This window comes from Stenotrophomonas nitritireducens, assembly GCF_001700965.1.
In the GTDB taxonomy this organism is placed as follows: Bacteria; Pseudomonadota; Gammaproteobacteria; order Xanthomonadales; family Xanthomonadaceae; genus Stenotrophomonas; species Stenotrophomonas nitritireducens_A.
This window is the reverse complement of sequence record NZ_CP016756.1, coordinates 2,423,500-2,443,392: the sequence shown is the minus strand read 5'-3', so window position 1 is coordinate 2,443,392 and position 19,893 is coordinate 2,423,500. Positions and strand designations below refer to the sequence as shown.

Genomic DNA, 19,893 nt, shown 5'->3' with positions numbered 1-19,893 from the left:
TCAGCGGGCCGGGTCGCGGTAGCGGACCGGGTCCCGGCGGAATAGGTCTTCGTCGAACTTGAAGCGCAGGCGCAGGAAGACGCCCTGCTGCGTGTACTCGTAGCCATTGAGATCGCTGTCGCCTTCAAAACCGGTCCAGTTGTAACCGGCCGACAGCCACAGGTTTTGCCGCAGCAGGCGGCCCACTTCCATGCCGTAGGCGAACTGGTTGGCGCCGTACTGGCCACGGAAGGTGGAACCGAGCACGCCGATATCCCAGTTCTCGGTGATGTCGTACACGACACGACCAGAGACCAGCACTGCGTTGAAGCTGCTGTTGACGCGGCTGCCGTCGCCATAGGCGAACTGGTCGCGCTGCCACTTGCCGGCAATGCGGCCGGTCAGCCACCACGGCCGCGACGGATGCCAGTCGGCGTGGGTGGAGACGATGTGCGCACGCGTGCGTACATCCTGGCTGGTGCCATCCACGACGTTGCCGTTGAGCAGGGTCAGGCCGCTTTCGTCGCGCTCGAGCTTGTACTCGTAACGCATCAAAGCATTGACCCGGTTGCGGTCGGTGTCGCGGTAGGCCAGGCCGAGCTGGAAGCGGTCCTGCAGCACGTCACCGCGTTCTTCGTAGTTGGTGGCCAGCAGGTAATTGCGGCCCAACAACGTCCAATCGCGGCTCAGCTTGCGGGCAACCATGAACTGCAGCAACGAGGTCTTGAAGGCCTCATTGGCATCGGTGGTGCCCGGCACGTCCTCGGAGATGCGGTGCTCGGCACGGATCGCGCCACGCCACAAGGGATTGGCGCTGTAATCCAGGGCCAGCGCCAGGCCGGTGCTGTCGCCGGTATCGCCCGCCACCACATTGACGCGTTCGATCGAGCTGCTCAGACGCAGGCCCTTGGCGATATCCCAGTTGTTGCGGATACCCGAGGCCGCCTGCACATCGCGGCCACTGACCGCATCACGCAGGCGGTATTCGGAGAATGCCTGGGTGTCGCGGATGTAGCTGCTGTCGATACCGAACACCAGCGCATCGGCCTCGCGGTCGGTGGTGGTGATGCCGTAGGCGCTGGTCAGGCCGGTCTGCTTTTCATAGCGGCCGTAGATGCGGCTGCGCTCGAACACCTGGTAGTCCATGCCGGCGGCAACGCGGTTGCGGTCTTCACCACTCACGCTCTGTTCGTACTCGGCGCCGCCGCTGAACTTGTCGTTGAAGCGGTAGCCAATACCAACGCGGGCGCTGTCCGATTCCAGCTTGGTGCCTACCGGCAGGTCACTGGTCATGGTGTCGCCGTTGCTGCCGCTGTTGATCACCATCAAGCCAGTGGCCGGGTCCAGCGCCTGCTGTCCATAGCCCAACGCGCCGCCGCCCGAACCGGTGGCGAAACCGCCGGTCAGGCCCGAAAGCTGGCCATAACCGGTGTTCGACCACGGCGAGGTGATGCCGATGGTTTCGCGGATGCTGCGCAGGCCGAAGTCCAGGGTCAGGCGCTCGGTGGCGCCGATGCGCACACCGGCGCCGCCGGCATCACGCTTGCCGCCATCCGGGTTGCGGTCTTCACTGCGCAGGGCTTCAACGTACAGCTCCAGGCGCGGGCCAACGGCGTAGGACATGCGGCCGCTGTATTCGCCACGGCCGCCGTACAGCGGCGAGGCCTGGTTGTTGAACTCCGGATCGGTACGCGCACCGAACAGGCGTGCGTCGAACTTGTCGCCATCATGGGCGAACTCGACGCGCCATGCGTCGCCTTCAACCTGGCCAGTGACATCTTTCAAACCCTGCGACGTCACCTGGTTGAGCGAGTTGGTGTTGACCTCGCTCTGGGTACGCGCGAACTCGGCCACCAGCATGGTGTTCTGGCCGAAGCGATAACCGGCGTTGACGCTGCCCATCTTGAACTCGGCATACGGGTTCTGGTCTTCGACCGCCGATGCGCCGACTTCGAGCTTGTCGGTCAGCTTGTACTGGCCATCGGCGCCGACCACCCAGAATTTCTCGGTCTGCTGATCGAGTTCATAGGTGATGCGCAGCGAGACCGGATTCAGATCGCTGTCGAACGAGGGCAGGAACTGGTTGAGCAGGATGCGCCCGGAGAACGGCTCGAAGCTGTAATCCACCAACCGTGCCAGCGACTTGACCGAAACAATGCGCGAGGGCTGGTTGCGGTCACGCACGATCATTTCGACGCGCTCGCTGCCTTCCAGCACCGCGTTGTTGCGCAGCGCATACGGGCCGCTGCCCTGGCTGCGGAACTCCTCGATGATCTGCCGCAGCGAATCCTCGATGGCGAACACATTGGTACGCACGCGCTCACTTTCAAAGTGCCAGCCCAGGCCGGTGGCGGTGCGGTTGTAGGTACTCAGGCTGCGCTGCGGGATCGGGCCACTGCCGCCAACGCCGCTGGTGGTCGCCAGGGTATCGCCGGTCTGGAAGTCGCCGTACAGCAGGTAGCTGCGCTTGTTGTCCACACGCACATACAGGCGCTCGGCCGAGCGCGCATCGAAGCCACGCAAAGAGGAGTCGCCGTAGACCGGATAGAACTCTTCCGGCTGGATGTCGCGCAGCAGGCGGCCGCGCACATCCTTGTCCGAGTCATAGGCGGCGGTGAGCAGATACTCACCCTTGATCTGCCCCTTGACGAAGAACGCGGTGCGCGCCGAGGCGCTGGCCTTGCCGTTGTTGAACTGCTTCTCCCAGCGACGGATGTCGCGGTCGAACGCATCGTTGTGCTGCACCGGCGAGATCAGGCTGGCGTTGGACTTGTTGCGGAAGTTCAGCACGCCTTCGATCAGACCGGTGGCGAGCATGTCGCGCATTTCCGGCAGGAAGCCAATGGTTCCCTGCGCGGTTTCGCCACCGGCAGTGATCCGCAGCAACACATCCTGCGGATCATGCGGGGCGATCAGGTCGAACTCGGCAACGCCGTTCTCGACTTCAAGCTGCACGCCCGGCATCACCTTGTCGGCGTCGCTGGCACCCGGGCCGAACTCATCGGTACGCGAACCCGGCAGACGGATGCGACCACCGCTGTTCTCGATGGTGACGAAGGACTTGCCGGCCAGCGGCTTGTCGTCGGCGCCGAGCAGATGCACGGTGATGTGCACCGGGGTCTGGCCATCGGCCGGCACGCCATCGCGGTCCACTTCCACCGAGACACGGTCGACACCGGCATTGCGGCTGTAATCCACCTCACCCGAGCGCGCTGCCACCACTTCCGGCGGCGCATCAAGGGTGGTCAGCGAACGCGGATACAGCGTGGTGCTGTCGCCGTTGACCGGCGTGAATCGGCTGCTGCTACCCACGTTCTGGGCCAGTACCGGCAGCGAGGCGGTGGCCAGCGCGCAGGCCAGCAGGCTTACGCGCGGCATCTTGCGCAGGGCGGTGCGGCTCATGGCTGCACCTCCTGCTGAGCCGCCGCGGACGGCGGGTTGGGTCGGGGTTGCACGATCGGTCCCTGTTTGGACGAGTCCGTGGCCTGCTGCGGCGCACGGACCGGCTTGCTGTCAAAACGCAGCTGCGACTGCCCGGTTTCGGTTTCCGGTGCGCGCACCTCACCCTGGGTACGACGCGCCTTCACCTGCTCCAAGAGCGGGTTGGAGCAGCTGCCCTCGACGAAGTCGGCGCGGTGCAGCTCACCGTTCTTCAGGTCGAGGAACAGGCTGTCGGCATCACCCAGGTTGCGGTTGCTGCTGGTGGTCAGGCGGGCGCCCACCGGCAAGGTGGACGGGTCCACCTTCAAGGTGTGGCTCTGCGGGGTCAGGCCGCAATAGCTGTACTTGCCTTCGGAATCGGAAATCATCCAGGTGCCGTTGGAGAAGTACATGCGCACGCCCGGAATGCCCAGCTCTTCGCGGTCCTGCACGTGGTTGTTGTTGCAGTCCACGAAGATCTTGCCCAGCACACAGGCTTCCTCGGTGAACACGCCACCGGTCACTCGCACGCGGTACTCGGCGCGGTTGGACGGAATCGAGCCCGGTACCGGCGTCATGCCGACCGGATCAATGCAGCCACCGGTGATCGAGCAGCCATGTGCCTGCGCACGGTTGATGCCATCACCCTGCTGCGCACCGACACCGACGCGCACGCGGTAGGTCAGCACCAGCTGTCCACCCACATCGATCGGTCCCAGGTTGAAGCCCAAGCGCGGGCCCGGCTTGCCCAGCGGGTTGTCCACCGCACGCCCACCCACGCGGCCAGTGCCGTCGATATAGGTGAAGCCACGCGGCAGCGTGTCGACGATGTTGACCGTGGCCAGCGCACTGCCGGCGGTCTGCCGCACGGTGATGGTGTACTGCACGGTGTCACCGATTTCAGCGGTCTGGCGGTCACCGGTCTTGGTGATGACCAGGCCGGTGGCTTCGGCGGTATCCAGCGGGATGTGGTTGTGCACGATGCCGGCCGTTGCCGAACCGGAGAACAGGCTCAGCCAGTACTGGGTAGGCGTGCCCACCGCGCCGGTCGGCGCATTGGCCTGCGGCTGCACCAGATGGCTGCTGCCAGCGGCACCGGCCGGGGACAGTGAACCGTCCTGCGGCGGGATCATCGACGACACGAACTGGTAGCCACCCGGCGGCGTTACCGTCAGGCGGAACTCACAGCGTGCCGGCGCGGCCGGGCCGAACATGAACTGGTAGTAGCCGCTGCTGCCCACCGTCATCGAGATCGCATTGCCCTCAATGCGGTAGCCACCGGCCATGGCATTGAGCACTGCGGTTTTCGGGTCGTAGCCATTGCACACGCCAACCGGCGACAAGGTCACGATCGAGCCCGGCACCGGATCACGCGTGGTGGCGTCATAGACCACGCCCGACGGATCCACCGGCAGGCTCTGCTGTGGCATGTGCACACCGGCTTCCAGCACGACCTGCAGCTGGCTGGAGCCGTTCTCGCTGATGCGGCAGGCCGAGGCACTGCTGCCGCTGATGGCCTTGTCGGCATCACAGGCCACGCCCATGCCACCGGCGGTTTCCTTGTTGACCGGCCATGCCCACAACACACCGGAGACCGGATCGCGGAACTGGATGTTCCACTTCTGCCCCGGCACCACGTCGCCAAAGCGATAGCTGCCGTCGGCGGCGGTGGTGGTGTTCTTGCTCACCACGCCGCTGGCCGCGTCGACCAGCTCCACGATCCACGAATGCAGGCGCTCGTCACCGCCGTCGAGCAAGGTGTCCTCGCTGCCGATGTCGAACCACACGGTGCCGCCAACCGACGCCGACAGCTGTACCTGGTTGGGCACGCGGCAGACGTTCTGGGTGATGGCGGTATCGCATACCGGCAGCGTGCTGACATCCCCTTCAAAGGTGTTGCGCTCGGTGGTGGTCGGGGTGCGGAACTCGTTCTCGCCGCCGCCCTCGATCAATACCGCATTGTTGACGGTGCCGGCCTGGGCCGCTTCCGCCGCGACATTGGCCTTGACGGTGATGTCCGACAACGAGGTCGCACCGGCGTTGACCACTTCCGAGCTGCGGCATTCAAAGCGGGCATCGCCCACCGCGCCGCTGCAGGTCCAGCCATTGCCGGCCGGAATCTCGGCCAAGCTCAGGCCCACCGGCAGGCGGTCCTTGATGATGTACTCGCCGAAGGACGGCTTCTGCCCGCCGTTGCGCACGCGGATGGTGTACGTGGCCACGTTGTTGACGGTGAACTTGACCGTGGTGGACGACTTGCTGACCAGCATGTCCGGCGAATCGCCGATCTCGCCGAAGTTGTTGTCGATCGACTTCGCGCCGATGGCCAGCGTGATCGCGCTGATCTTCGACGGCACGGTCGCCTTGTCGGTGGCCATGCCTACGCGCTGCCCGCCGATGGAGCCTGCCGTGGTGAAGCCATTGAGCGTTGCCGGCGGCTGGGTCGGTTCGGTCACCGCATAGGTGCCCGGACGCAGGCCTTCGAAGCTGTAGGCACCGTTCTTGTCGGTCTTCAGCGTCATGTTGACCGCCACGCCCATGTCGTCAGTGCCGGTCAGCACCACATCGACATTGGCGTAACCCACTTCATCAGGCTCGATGACGCCGTTGTCGTTGCTGTCGTTGAAGACGCGGCCGCTGATGCTGCCGGACGGCAGCTCGGCAAAGTTGTTGTCCACCGAGTGGGTGGTCACACCGAGCGTGATTGTGCTGATCACCGACGCCGGATCACCCTGCTTGCCAGCGGTACCGCCGGTGCTGCCGGGCACGGTCTTGCCGTCCACGGTATTGGCCGGCTGGGTTGGCTCGGTGATGGTGTACTGGCCCGGCGGCAGGCCGGTAAAGGCATAGCTGCCGTCTGGATTGGTGGTAATTGTTTCGCTGATCTTGGTGCCATCGGTAGCGGTGCCTTCCAGCGTCACCGTCACCCCGCCCAGGCCGTTTTCACTTGAGCCAACGATGCCGTCATCGTTCGTATCCAGCCACACCTTGCCGCTGATGCTGCTGTCGCGCGGCGTTTCACCGAACAGGTTATCGATGGACGCGCTGCCAGGCTCGGTCAGGTTGATGGCCGAAATGGCGCTGGGCAGCGTGGTCACCGGGGTCGCGGTGCCGGATGCGATGTTCGATACCGTGCCGGCCGTAGTGATGCCGTTGGCGGTGCCGGTCGGCTGATTCGGCTCGGTCAGCACATAGGTGCCCGGACGCAGGCCTTCAAACAGGAAGGTGCCGCCATTGGCGGTATTCACCGGCACCACCATCGTGGTGGAGACCGGGCCCAGATCGTCCACACCCGTCAGCTGGATCAGTACACCGTCCAGCCCGACTTCGGCAGCACCGCTCATGACGCCGTCGTTGTTGACGTCCATGAAAACCGTACCGGCCACGGAAACCGGCAGGATCTCGCCGAAGTTGTTGTCCGGCGAGGAACCACCGGCAGCGATGGCAATGCCGGTGATAGCCGACGGCACCACGCTTTTGCTGGTTGCAAGACCTGCGGTACCACCGGCACTGACGGAGCCGGCGTTGGTTGCACCGTTCAAGGTGGGTGCGGTGTTGTACAGCGGCTGGGTCTGCTCGGTAACCGCGTAGGTGCCACTGGGCAGGTCGCGGAACACGTACTTGCCGGCAACGGTCTGCTGCGCAGCTACTACTTCGCCAAACACGTTCAAGGTGTTGGCGCCCAGGCTGACGCTTACGCCGTCCAGGTCCGCGTCGGTCGGGTTGTAGACGCCATTATTGGTGGCATCCAGATAGATCCGGCCGCTGATGTTGCCCGCGATCTCACCGAAGTTCTGCGCCCGCAGACCCAGTACAGGCACTGGAATGGTATTGATCACATTGCTGGTGGCTTCCTTGCCACTGCGCAGAGCGATCGGCTGGGTCTGGCTGATCTGATACATGGCACCGGCAACCACTTTGCCAGAGGCCACGTTGAAGTCGACGAAGCCATAAGCTCCGCTGGTTGCATCGGTCGTTGTCGTGGACAGCAAGGTGGTACCGGTAGCGTCATACAAGTCGATCTGGACACCACCCAGCCCGCGATCCACGCCACTGTTGTAAGTGCCGTTGCCGTCATACAGACCAGTGCCGGTGGGATCTTCGCGGTCCACATAGACAACACCGGCTACCGATGCCACCTGCGCCTCGCCGAAGTTGAACTCGGTGCCGCTACCGGCCACCAACTTGATGTTGTCGATGCGCGAGGTATTGGTCGCAACGGTCTGGGTAGTGCAGATCGTGCACGGCACGCCGCCAATCCTGCCCGGATTGATCGCGGTGGGCAGATCCTGGTAACCGGCCGGCAACGGCTCACGCAGGCTGTAGGTCAGGCCTGGGTGCAGTTCGGTGAATTCGTAGTAACCATTTGCATCGGTTGTCTTCGAAGCGATCTGGTTGCCGCTCGCGTCCAGCAGCTCGACGGTGGCCGGGCTGATGGCCGGGTCGGTGCCCGCATCACGCACATTGTTCAGGCCGATATCCGCATAGACATAGCCGGACAGCGTGACTGCCTGCACTTTCGGGAAGTTGTAGTTGATTGCCGTAGCACCCTTGGTACCGATGGTGCCAAGGTTTGCCACCACGCCCGGAGTAACCACGGCTACATACGTGGAATCCACCGCAGCCAGGTACGAGCCGGGATTGAAGGTTGCCGAATCGTTGCCGGTGGTCGGCGGCGCCACCAGGCCATTGCTGTAACCGGCCACGTGACTCTGGGTGACGGTGTAGCCAGCGGCATCGGACGGCGGCAGGTTGTCGAAACGGTATGCGCCACCGCCCGCGGTGGTCAGCGTGCGGCTCACCGCCGTGCCGTTGAAATCCTTGCCGCTCAGGGTAATGGTGACGCCGTTGATGCCCGTTTCGGCGCCCTGTTTGATGCCATCGCTGGTGCCGCCATTGCTGTCCACGAACACGACGCCGGCAATCGACAGGTTGACCACGTTCAACGGAACGGTGGTGGTGTCGTTGACCGGGTTCGGATCGATCTGCTCGGTGGTGACCTTGGCGGTGTTGTTCGAGGTGCCCAGCGGCGCGGTGCTGCCTGGCGGCAACGCGTCCCAGCGGGACGGCACGATGATGCGCACGGTGCCCAGGTTGCCGCTGGCAAAGGTCACATCGCCGACTTCACAGGTGATGGTGCGCGACGCCAGCGTGCAGAGGCCGGTGCCGTTCTGCGAGGCACCGGTGAACGCCGGGCCGGTCTTCTGCCAACGGATCTGCGCTGGATCGGTGACCACCACACCCGCAGGCAAGGTGTCGACAATGACGGTACCGCCGCCGCCGTTCGCCTTCGCACGATCGCGGGCAAGGCTCTGTCCCGAGCCATGGTTGGTGGCAGTCAGCACGTACCAGAAATCCTGCTTGATGCTGACCACGTCAACGCTGGGGGGCAATGCCACGCTCGGATCAAGGCTGGGCGCGGTGGCGACCATAGTCTTGACCACGCCCATGTCCGCGGTCATGTACAGCGTGGTGGTTTCGGTGACGTCGTTGTTGCCCGCCTGGGGATCGCGCTCCGAAGAACTGACCACGACCTGGTTGTTCACCGTGTCGCCGCTGGCACCCGGTTCGGTTTCATAGCGGTAGCGCAGGTAGACGTACGACTTGTTCTGGCCGGTGGTCGAGGAGATCACGCCGGACGCGTTGTTTCCGCCGTATCCCGCGCCAGGCAGGGTGCAGATCACGTGCAGCTTGGCGGTCTTCGCCGCATTGCCGGTCACGGTTGCCGGGCCCTGTACCGCACAGAGCGTCGAGCCGTAGGCGGCATCGCTGGTCGATGAGGTGGCCGAGGCCCCGACGAAGCTGACGGTCTTGCCTTCCGGCGGGGTCAGCCAGTCGTTGGCAATCACGTTGGTAGCGATGGACGGGCCACCATTGGTGACCTCCAGCATATAGGTCAGTACGTTCTTCGCCGGTTGGGTGCCGTCGTAGCCGATCGGGTCCTTGAACGTGTCGAACACGTCCTTCTTCTGCACGGCGAGGTCAGCCTCGCCCTGCTTGAAAGTGAGCTGGGCATCCTTGGTGTCATCACGGACATCGGTGTTGCTGTTGTAGATGAAATCACCATTGGCATCGCTGCCGTGGTAATCGGCACCGGTACCGGTAGCGATGGTGAAATTGCCTGTATTGTCGAAATGACGGCCGGTGTTGCCGGTATTGACGTTGGGGCGAATGGTGATGTTGAGAGTCTGCGCGCTGCCTGCGGCGAAGTTTGTCGCCGGGCAAGCGACCGTCAAGGTCTGCTCCAGTGCGGCGTTGCTGTTGGAGTAGGACATGCCGCCCTGCCCCTGGGTTTCGACGATGCCAGCATCCTTGCTGACAACAGCGCAGCTCACATTGCCGGCCGTTTTCGCATCGATCAGCACAAAGCCTGCGTCGCCCGCGAGCAGCTGGAAGGTGTCACGCATGACCACGCCCGGCACTGCCGAGGGACCGTCATTCCTGTATTCGACGCGGTAGACCGAGTTGACGCCGGCCTGGCCGTCATCACGACCGGTGGTGATGGTTTTGCTCTGCGTCTGCATGTTCGCGTAGCGCTCGGCACTGACCCAGTCGCTGGCGTAATTGTCCGTCCAGTCACCTTCGCCCAAGGAGTTGGGCTGGGTACCGTCGATGCCGACACCCACCGTATTGCAATGGAAGTGCGGTTGGTTCGTCGCAGCCGGCGGCACGTTCGGGCACGCGGCAGTCTTGCCGACGCTGTCGACAAGGAAGCCCGGTGAAACGTCGTCGGTATGGGTCAGCTTGATGGTGATCGTGTTGACGGCACCACTTGCCATCATCGTCGCGTTGGAACGGCAGATGACGGTTTCCGCGGCCGTGCAGGCCCAACCGGCGGTGTTGGTCACCGACGCCTTGGTGAAGTTTGACCAGCCCGGGATCTTGTCGTTCACCACCACGCCGGCGGTGGCATCGCCGGTGTTGGTGACCGTGATGATGTAGCTCATCTCGGTGTCGGTAACCTTCAGCACGCGGTCGCCGGCGGTCGGAGCGCGGGTTTCCTTGCTCACCTTCAGGTTGGCGATGCCCTGGGTGACTGCCACGCCATTACCACTGGCGCAGTCGTTGGCGGTGACCTTGTCAGCGTTCACGCCCGTGCTGGTAGTCGGTTCATTGGCAATCGCCGAACCAACATAGCCGTTCGGCATGGTGCCTCCGGTGCAGGCATTGTTGACCAGCAGAGCGCCGGCGCCGCCTGTCGGCAGCTCCCGCGCACGGGTGATCAGTTCCAGGGACTGCGTCTGCCCGAGCGTGAAAGGATAGGCCGCAGCCTTCAGCCGACAGGTCACCAACTGGCGGACGCCGCTACTCCACGCCGCAGGTACGGCGGTACAGTCGAAGCTGCCGTTGCGGACACTCTTGAATTCTTCGCCTTCAGCGAGCAGTTCCTGGATCTCGGCGTTGCCGATGACATCGGCCGGTCCGTTGTTGCGCAGCGTCAATGTCGACAGCATGTCGCTGGCCACGGTATTGCCTGCAGGCACCTTGTTCGGTGCCAGCTCGGGATCGGTCAACGATTGCAGGTTGACCTTGCTCTTGCCCAGTTCCAGGTCGGCACCATCGGCCAGCACCGAGACGGTGGCGCTGTCGCTGTCATTGGTGGTAACCGGGTCTTCAAGCAGGGCCGAATCCACCGTTGCCGACGCGGTGTAATCGCCGGGTGTGGCCGGCGCCGTGCTGTTGATGGTGATCACTTCGCCGCTGGCGGACTTGCTGAAGCCCGGCTGGCGCGTACAGGTGAAGAGCACCGGGTCTGCACCGGCCACATCGGGGACGCATGCCCAACTTGGCGCCTGGCTGACGTCCACACCGTTCCACGGCATGCCTGCAGGCAGGCTGCCCTTGATGACGGCATCGTTGACGGTCTCCGGGCCCTTGTTGGTGACGGTGATCTTCAGATCCAGCGGCTGATCGGTGGTGGCCGGACTCTTGCTCCACGCAATATCCACGCCCAGGTCCGCACCGGCCCTGACGCGGGTGTCAGCCTGGGCCGGGTTGTTGTTCGGCTGCGTATCGATGGTGCCGACCGAGGTGACCAGCGCGTGGTTGGTGACATCACCGGCCGAGATGTCGGCCTTTGCCTTGAAGCTGAAGGTGGTGGAGGCATTTGCCGCCAAGCCAGTGGCATGGGTGGCGGTGGTGGTGGCAGCATTCCAGGCCCACCCTGCTCCCGCTCCCTGGAAACTGCCGGCGACCACAGTGAAGCCGGACGGCAAACTGTCGCGGACGTTGAAATTGCTCGCCGGGCCGGGGCCCTTGTTGGTGACGGTCAAGGTGTAAGTGACTTCACCGCCACCAATGACACTGCCGGGCGCCGCCGGGTTGCTGGTCTTGACCAGTTCCAGATCGGCCGAATCGGTCAACGTGGTGTTGTCGGACAGCTTGTTGTTGCTGATATTGCTGTCGCCCTGGAAGAACGCATGCGTCGCCGGATCCAGCGTCTGCACACTTTCATTGAGCGTCGGCGCCTGGCTGGCCAGGCCCACCGCGCCGTGCACGCCGACGACCGACTTGGCCATGCCGCTGGTGGCCATCTTCAGCTGGAATGCCTGGGTGCCCAATGCAGGCAAGGAGGTAAACGTGCAGACAATGCGCAATGCGCCGGAGGTTGCTGTCTGGCTGGTGCAGTTGGACGGGATTTCGTAGACCGTCATGCCCGGCGCCATGTCGAAGACCGCCGCAATGCCCAAAACAGGGCTGGCCTCGATGTTGGCGATCACCGCGTCATAGACGACGATGCCGCCCAGCGGCGTCAGGTTGCTGCCCTCATTGGTGCCGGAGGGGTCGCCATTGGCCATCAGCCAGGGGCTGGTCGAATCCTGGAACGAGGACAGGCCGACGTTGTAGGCCAGCGCGGCAGGTGCTGCTGCCATCAAACCGGCCATCAATCCCAATGCCGCCAACCCGCGCAGGCCACCATGGCACGCCTTCCGCAGCCAGCTCCGCGACGGGCGTCCCGCTGTAGGCACATCGAAAGAGTGACTGACGTCGCTGTCCTGCTTGAATTGCTTGTTCACCGTGCAAACCTCGTGCAAACGCTGCGCGCACGGGCCGCCAGATGGCAGCCCGGGGAAAATTCGTGTGGTCAGGCAGTTCGCCCCAAAAACGAACTACCGAGGCGGCACCGTGGGGGTGCTCGTGGTGGCGGCGATTCTTACGGCGTGCCGGGGCCTATTCAGTTCCGTTATATGACGGAAACTCTCACTCGCTTGCGCAGCGGACCTGAGGCATGGCGCCTCACACAGCTATCACGTTGATTTAACTTGGGATTCACTTATATCGACTGTCACAAATGTGAACAGGCGCATCTTCAAATCAGTGAATCAACCCTGAATTTAAAAATGTGAACTAGGCCGTCAAACGGTAACCGGCACCCCGAACTGCGCGGACCGGAAGGGTACAGCCGGTAGCGGCCTGCACGCGGTTGCGCAGGCGGTGCACCAGCACTTCGATCCGGTGCGGGTCGAAGCTCCAGGGCTGGTCGGTAAGTGCGGCGATCAGGCGTTCACGGGCCACGGTTTCAGCCGGCGAGGAGAACAGCAAACTGAGAAATGCGCGCTCGGCCTCGGTCAGCGCCAACACCTGCCCGTTGGGCCCGCGCAGGTCCCAGCCGTCGGATTCCAGCGACCAGCATGGGGCGGCGTCGCCGCCGGGCCCTGCGTTTTCCATCAGTTGGGCGGCTTCACCGGGCAGGCGCCGGCGCAGGCTGTACAGCTTGGCCGCCAGGAACTCGGGGTCTGGCCGGTGCGGCAGGCAGGCATCGGCGCCAGCCCACAGGCCATCGGCGATCAACTGCGGGGTAAGCGGGTCCACCAGCAGCACCACACCCAGATCATCACGTCGGCGCAGGTGCTCGACGGTCTCGACCATGCCGGTGCGGACCCGTGTGGTATCGATCACGACGATGTCGCAGGGGATGATCACCAACTCGCGGTACAGCGCTTCGACGCTGTCCAGGGCCTGGATCTGGGCACCGTAGGGCAACAACGGCTGCAGCAGTTCCAGGTTCCCAACAATCCAGATACGCAACGGCGCCAAGGCCATGGGATTGGCTGCGCCAACAGGCGCAAAGTTCAGATCCGATGCCACACACTCTCCCTGTCGGGCTCAAGTAAACAGCCCACGTATATCTAGGATTTTAGCTTAGCGTAATGTCAGTTACCGCTGAAACGGGGGTACACGGCGTTTTATGAACGAAAAGGGCGGCACTTTCGCGCCGCCCCTCGCCTGCGATTTTACTCCGCCGGCACGCCCATTTCCTGCAGCAGCGCCGGCGCCGGGTAGACCTTGGCCAGCAGCCAGCGCAGGTAACGCATGTCCACGTGCACCGCGCGCTTGTAGCGCGGGTCGAACCACCAGCTGGCGCTGACCGATTCCCAGTTGGAGTCGAAATTCAGGCCAATCAGCTCGCCCTTGGCATTGAGCACCGGGGAACCGGAGTTGCCGCCAGTGGTGTCCAGGTTGGTCAGGAAGTTGACCGTCTGGGTCTTCAGGGCCGGGTCGGCGGTACTGCCGAAATCCCCCTTGGCAATGGCCGCCAGCAGCGGCTTGGGCGCGTCGAACGGCACCGTATTGGTGTTTTTCTCGACGATGCCGGCCACGGTGGTGACCGGCGCATAGCTGACCGCATCACGCGGGTGCAGCGCTTCGACCTTGCCGTAGCTGATGCGCAGGGTGCTGTTGGCATCCGGATACACCGCCCTGCCTTGGCTTGCGCGCCAGGCGAACAAGGCCTGCATATAGGACGGGCGCAGGCGCAGTTGTTCGCCTTCGCGCTCCTTGCTGTCGCGTTCGGCGTTGAGCTGGGCCATCACCAGCGCCGCGGCCACCGAAACCAGCGGGTCGGCTTCGATGAAACCGCCTTTGCGCGCGGCCTCGAAGCGCGACAGGCGCTGCGCCTCGTCGCCCAGCTTGGTCTGTGCGTACAGCTCGTCCAAGTGCTTGGCCAATTCGGCAGGGGTGCGCCCGAACAGGTTGTCGTAATGCGCATCGCGCTGCGCATCCGGCAACTGCTGGTAGCGGGTCAGCAATGCGGTGAGCAGGGCTTTTTCGACGGTCGGGTCGTAGCGGCGCTGCACCTGCTTGAGCACGCCTTCAATCAAGGCCTGGTCACGCTGCTGGTAACCGGCCTCACGCTCGGCGTCGGGCTTGAGCGATTCCACCCGCAGCCGCTCCAGCAGCAGCGCCGAGCGCAACAGCTGGGTCTGGCTGGACATCAAGGTGACCAGGAATTCGCTGCTGCCAACTGCGCGCTCCTCCGCCAACGAGGCAAACAGCGCGTCGATATCCGCCTTGTACTTGCCATCGGCGCTGGCCAGCATCGCCTGCTCATCCTGCGCACGCTGGCTCTTGGCATCGCTGCGCAGCAGGCCTTCGAGTTCACCGGCGGCACGCTTGCGGTTGTTCTTCAGCGACTGCAACTGCGAGGCATAGCGGGTGCGTGCATCGGCACTGGTCTTGCCCTGCGCTTCGATCACATCGATCAGCTGCTGGAACACCTCCACGCGGCGCGGCAGCACGCTATCGATCTGGTTGGCGAACTCGCCAGCGGTGCGCAGCCGATAAGTAGTACCCGGGTAACCGGCCAGCATCGCGTAATCGCCTTCCTTGGGACCATCCAGCGACATCTTCAGATGTGCCGGCGGGTGGTAAGGCACGTTGTCCTTGCTGTACGGCGCAGGCTTGCCGTCCTTGCCCACATAGGCACGCAGCAGGGTGAAATCGCCGGTGTGGCGCGGCCACATGAAATTGTCGACTTCGTCGCCGTAATTGCCGATCGCGCGCGGCGGTGCATAGACCAGGCGGATATCGGTCAGCTCCAGCTGGCGGATGCGGTAGAAATCGCTGCCGTAGTACATATTGGCCACCGAGCAGCGCACACCGCCCTCGGCCTCGCAGTCGGCGACGATGCGCTTGCGTGCGCTCTCCACCGCATCGTAGTAACCGCGACCGGTCTTGCCACGCGCGTCTTTGAGCACCTCATCGGTGACCTTGTCGAAACCCCCCGTCACCAGCACCCGATAATCGGGATTGGCGGCGCGCTCATCGTCGCGGCCTTGGGCGATGAAGCCGTCATCAATGAAATTGTGCTCTTTGCTGGCGTTGTACTGGATAACGCCATAAGCCACATGGTGATTGGTCAGCAGCAGGCCGTCGTCGGAAACAAACGCGCCGGTGCCGCCGCCCACCCGTACCACCGCACTCAACGGCGGCGCGGTGACATCGGCCAACTGCGTCGGATCACCCTTGAAGCCGGCTTCCTTCAGCGTTTTGGCCAGCTCCGGCAGCTGCGTCGGCATCCACATGCCTTCGTTGGCGTGGGCGGCAACAGCGGCCAGGCTCATGCCCAGCGCCAGCGCGGCGGTAAGCGGTTTACGCGTCATCGGAACTCCAGCGGATTACAGAACAGCCGCCGACAGTAGCGGCGCGGGCCAAGAGCGGCAACCGCCAGCAGTCACACCAAGGCCAACCAGAGCCTGCATGGGCTACGTCAGGAGGCTGCCGGAAGAGTGGGGCATGTGGGAGCGGCGTGAGCCGCGAAGCCACTGAGGTGTGGCTTCGCGGCGAAGCATCTTCGGTCAGCGCTATGCGCCAATGGCTGCGGTGGGAGTGCTGGTTTCGCGGCTTACGCCGCTCCTACAACACTCCGTGACCTCAACGCTCCTTGCGCCAGTTCACCGAGCCGCGGTTTTCAACCGTGGACGATTCCACTTCGATATCGAAGCCGCGACGCAGCAGGTACTTCAGGGTCAGCACCGAGCCGCTGCCGACCAGTGAGACGCCGTAGCCGATGTAGAGCTTGGGTGTGATGTACTTGCCCACGCCGATCACCGAGCCGCCCAGTGCGCGCGACTGGCTGACGCCTGCATCATCCAGGCCTAGCTTGGCGCCCACCTGCGCGGCCAACAGGCCGCTGCCCGCCGACAAGGCCGCCGAGGCCGCGTTGACCTGCTGTGCCTGGTCGCTGCTGGCCATGCTCAGGCTGCGCCCCAGCACCAGATAGGCCAGCGATTCGGATTGCGACATCGCCGGATCGGACCACACATCCACCCTCGGCTGCTGCGCGCGGCCGGTGACGGTGATGCCGGCGGTGACATCACCAATCGCGCGTTCGGCCTTGATGTTGATGCGCGGGTCGGAGACCACGCCGTAGTTCCACAACAGCTGGCCATCGGTGATGGTCAGGTCCTGGCCGTAAGCCTTGTAGCGGCCGCTGACTTCGAGGCCGCCGTTGGCGGTCATTTCGCGGCCCGGGCGTGCGCGCACCTGCATGCGCCCGGTCAACGCGCCCTTCAGGCCGAAGCCACTCATCTTGACCTTGTCGCCAAGGCTGACGGTCAGGTCCATGTCCAGCGGCGAGGACGGGCCTTCTTCCGGATCCACCGGGTCCAGCACCACGATGTCTTCCGACGACGAAGTGCCGCGATCCAAGCGTTCCAGGTCCAGGTCCGCCTCGGGCACGTGCACGCTGCCGCGCAGTTCCATCGCGGTACCGGCCAGCGTGAAGTTCAGGTCCGGATTGGCCACCACACGCAGTTCGCTGGTATTGGCGAGCAGCACCTTGTCGCCATGGATATGCAGTTGCAGCGGCTGCGCATCGCCAAACCAGGACAGGCCACCGTCCACCTGCAATGTCCCTTCGCCACCGGTCTTGGCCGAGGCGCTGATGCGCGCCGAACCATCCGGCTGGGCGGTGAAGGTCCCCTTGCCCTCGCTCAGGGTCAGGCCCAGCGCGGGAAGTTCGCCGGTGAAATCGCTGAGCTTGGCTTCGCCGCCCAAGGTCGGCTGCGAGCGCGTGCCGCGCAGGCTGACGTGGCCTTCGATCAAGCCCTGGGGCCGGACCAGGTCGGGCGAGAACAGCTCCAGCCAGTACAGCCGCGCGATGTTCATGTACAGCTCGCCGGTGAGCGCCGCGTTGGGCTCCCAACCGGTCTGCACCTTGGCGTCGATGAAGCCGTCGCCCTTGAAACCGACACCCAGGTAGCCCTTGATGCTGTTGGGCAGCATGTCCACGTTCAACGAGAAGTTGTCGTAACGCACCAGTTCGCCGCGCGCGTTGTCGCCCAGGCGGATGCCGCCTTCGGCCGAGGCCACCTTGAAGGCGCCTTCCCAGGCATTGCCACGCGGGCGGATGTTGCCATCCAGGGTGAGGTCGCCGCGCAGGTACATGCGGCGGCCTTCGTTGGGCGGCAACCAGGGCTGCACCAGCGCAAGCGGCAGCGCGTCACCGCGCAGCTGCAGGCCGTCGCGCGGCCAGTTGGCGGCGACGCACAGGGCACCGCCGGTGTCCGCGCCCAGGCAGGCTTCGGACAGGCTGAAGTTGTTGCCCTGCACGTTGAACGCCGCCGGCTGCAGCAGCTGCCAGGGCGCACCCTTGACCGGCGCGATGCGCAGCGATGCCAGCTCGCCGCGCCAGGCCTGGCCCTGCTGCCGCACGCTGCCGCTCAGTGCCACCGCGCCCAGTTCGTTGCGGGTATCGGCATCGAGCTGCAGGTTCTGCACGCTGCCGCGCGCATTGATGTTAACCTGGTCCAGCAGCATGCCCACCTGCACCGCGCTGCCGTGGACCTGCAATGCGCCGCTGTCGCCGCGCCAGGGCAGGCGACCGGTGATGCTGATCTGCTGCGCCTTCCAGTCGTCCCACTGCAGGCCGTTGCCGCGCAGATCGGCGCTGATGTCCGGCTGGCTGGGCGTGCCGCGCAGCTGCACGGTGCCGGCCAGGCTGCCGGTGCCACCGGGCAGCAGATCGGACAGATGCAGCGGCGTCAGCCGCGCATCCACGTCCAGGCGGTCACCCACCTTGCCCTTGGCCTCGATCTGGCTGTCGCCCATCACCAGCCGCACATTGCCTTCGCCCTGGTTGCCCTGCAGCGCCAATTTTGCGCGTGCATCAACCCGGCGGCCACGCAGCATGCCGTTGATCTGCGGTACGTCCAGGGTGGCTTCAAAACTCATGTGGGTGCTGCCAGCCACCGCCGGCAACTGCTTGCCCTTGGAAGCCAGCGTGCCGGACAGGTTGCCTTCCCAGCCCGGGGCGAAATAGCCCGGGTCGAACTTGGCAAGGCGCGCTTCCACATCCCAGGCCAGCTCGGGCGCCCACGCCGCCGAGCCCTTCAATTCCATCGCGCCACCGGGGGTGGTCGCCTTGAGCCGTTCGATGCGTGCCTGCTGGTCGTTGCCACGCACATCGAAATCCAGGTTGGCGTCCTGTGCTTCGCGCGACACATCGGCCTTGCCGACCGCGGCCCAGTTCTTGAGGTTGCCGGCCACGCCCAGCCGCGCTTCCTTCAGGTGCAGTGGCACCGGCGTGCTGTCCGGCGAACTAGGATCCGGCTCGGGCGTATAGGTGAGCTGGTTGGCCACCACCGCGAAGTGGAAGCCGGGATTCTGCGCATCACTGAAATCCGCAGTGCCCTGCAGCCGCACGGTGCCGCCGAAGGCTTCGGCAACCAGCGGTGCGACCGTCAGCACCTGGTTCTCGATGGCGACGTTGGACGGCGCCAGCACCAGTTCGTTCTCGCCCTGGCGTACGCGGCCCTGCAGCTTGGCCTGGCCACCGCGCCCGCGTGCTGTGAAATCCAGCGCCAGCGGTGCCGGGGCGTCGGCCAGGAACTGCGCCGGTACCACTTGCCCGATGTCCAGCTGCTCGCTGCGCGCGGCCACGTTCCATATCGGATCGGTGCGGCCGTCCAGGACCAGGCTGATGTGCAGCGGCTTGGGCGCATAACCTGCAATGGCGACTTCCATATGCGCCAGGTCACCGCGAGCGACCAGGCCCAGGCGTGCCGCAGGCTGGCCCGGACGCGGCGGCATCAGCGCGCGCACGGTCAGGTCGGTGGCGTAATCCTCGCGCGGCAGGTAATGGCCGTCGATGCGGAAATCACCCAGGTTGCTGTTGACCTTGAGCTGGCTGGCGGTGAACTCGCCACTGGCCGCTTCCAGCCCACCGCGCACGCGGGTGATGTCGATGATGGGTTGCTGCAGCTGGGTGATGCGCAGGCCGTCGATCACGATGGTGTCGGCCTGCAGGGCCAGCGGCAGCTCGATGGCCGGCAGCACGTCGGGCCAGCGCGGCAGCTCGAACGGCTTGTCTTCGGAGGGGCCGAGTTCCAGCGTGGCGTCGCTGATGCGCAGTGCATCCAGGCGCAGCTTGCGGCCCAGCAGCGGGCGGATGTCCGGATCCAGATAGGCCTGGGCGGCAGTGAAATGCAGGTCGTTGTAGCGGAAATCCAGGTCGTGCAGGATCAGCGGCCCGGCCAGCGGGCCTTCGGCCTTGCTCCAGGTCAGCGAGGAACCCGCCGGCAGCCGCGCTACCACCTGGGCCAGCAATACCTCGCGCCCGGCCACCGTCTGCAACAGCCAATACAGGGCAAACAGGCCCAGCAGCACCAGCGCGGTGATGGTGATGCCGCTGCGGATCGCCAGCGTGCGCAGGCGCGCCTTGCGCTTGGCCCGCAGCTCGGCGATGCGTGCTTCGCGTTCTTCCGCGCTCAC

Annotated in this window: 5 protein-coding genes; all 5 read right to left on the bottom strand. The window is 64.7% G+C overall.

Annotated features, from left to right (window positions below; genetic code table 11):
- Entirely contained in the window at window positions 1-3,381 is a 3,381-nt protein-coding gene (locus tag BCV67_RS20330; protein WP_062170682.1) for a hypothetical protein, read from the bottom strand.
- Window positions 3,378-12,416: an SdrD B-like domain-containing protein gene (locus BCV67_RS10230; RefSeq protein ID WP_156455901.1), complete on the bottom strand. Its 9,039-nt coding sequence runs from the start codon at window positions 12,414-12,416 to the stop codon at window positions 3,378-3,380. Before BCV67_RS10230 ends, BCV67_RS20330 begins: the two co-directional genes overlap by 4 nt.
- 331 nt (window positions 12,417-12,747) lie before the next feature.
- Window positions 12,748-13,488, bottom strand: coding sequence for a winged helix-turn-helix domain-containing protein (locus BCV67_RS10225; protein ID WP_062170685.1), 741 nt, complete (start codon window positions 13,486-13,488; stop codon window positions 12,748-12,750).
- A gap of 146 nt (window positions 13,489-13,634) precedes the next feature.
- Window positions 13,635-15,782: a S46 family peptidase gene (locus tag BCV67_RS10220; RefSeq protein ID WP_062170687.1), complete on the bottom strand. Its 2,148-nt coding sequence runs from the start codon at window positions 15,780-15,782 to the stop codon at window positions 13,635-13,637.
- A gap of 271 nt (window positions 15,783-16,053) precedes the next feature.
- Window positions 16,054-19,866 carry a translocation/assembly module TamB domain-containing protein gene (locus tag BCV67_RS10215; protein ID WP_062171937.1) on the bottom strand — a complete coding sequence of 1,271 codons (3,813 nt, stop codon included), beginning with the start codon at window positions 19,864-19,866 and terminating at the stop codon, window positions 16,054-16,056.
- Window positions 19,867-19,893 lie beyond the last annotated feature (27 nt).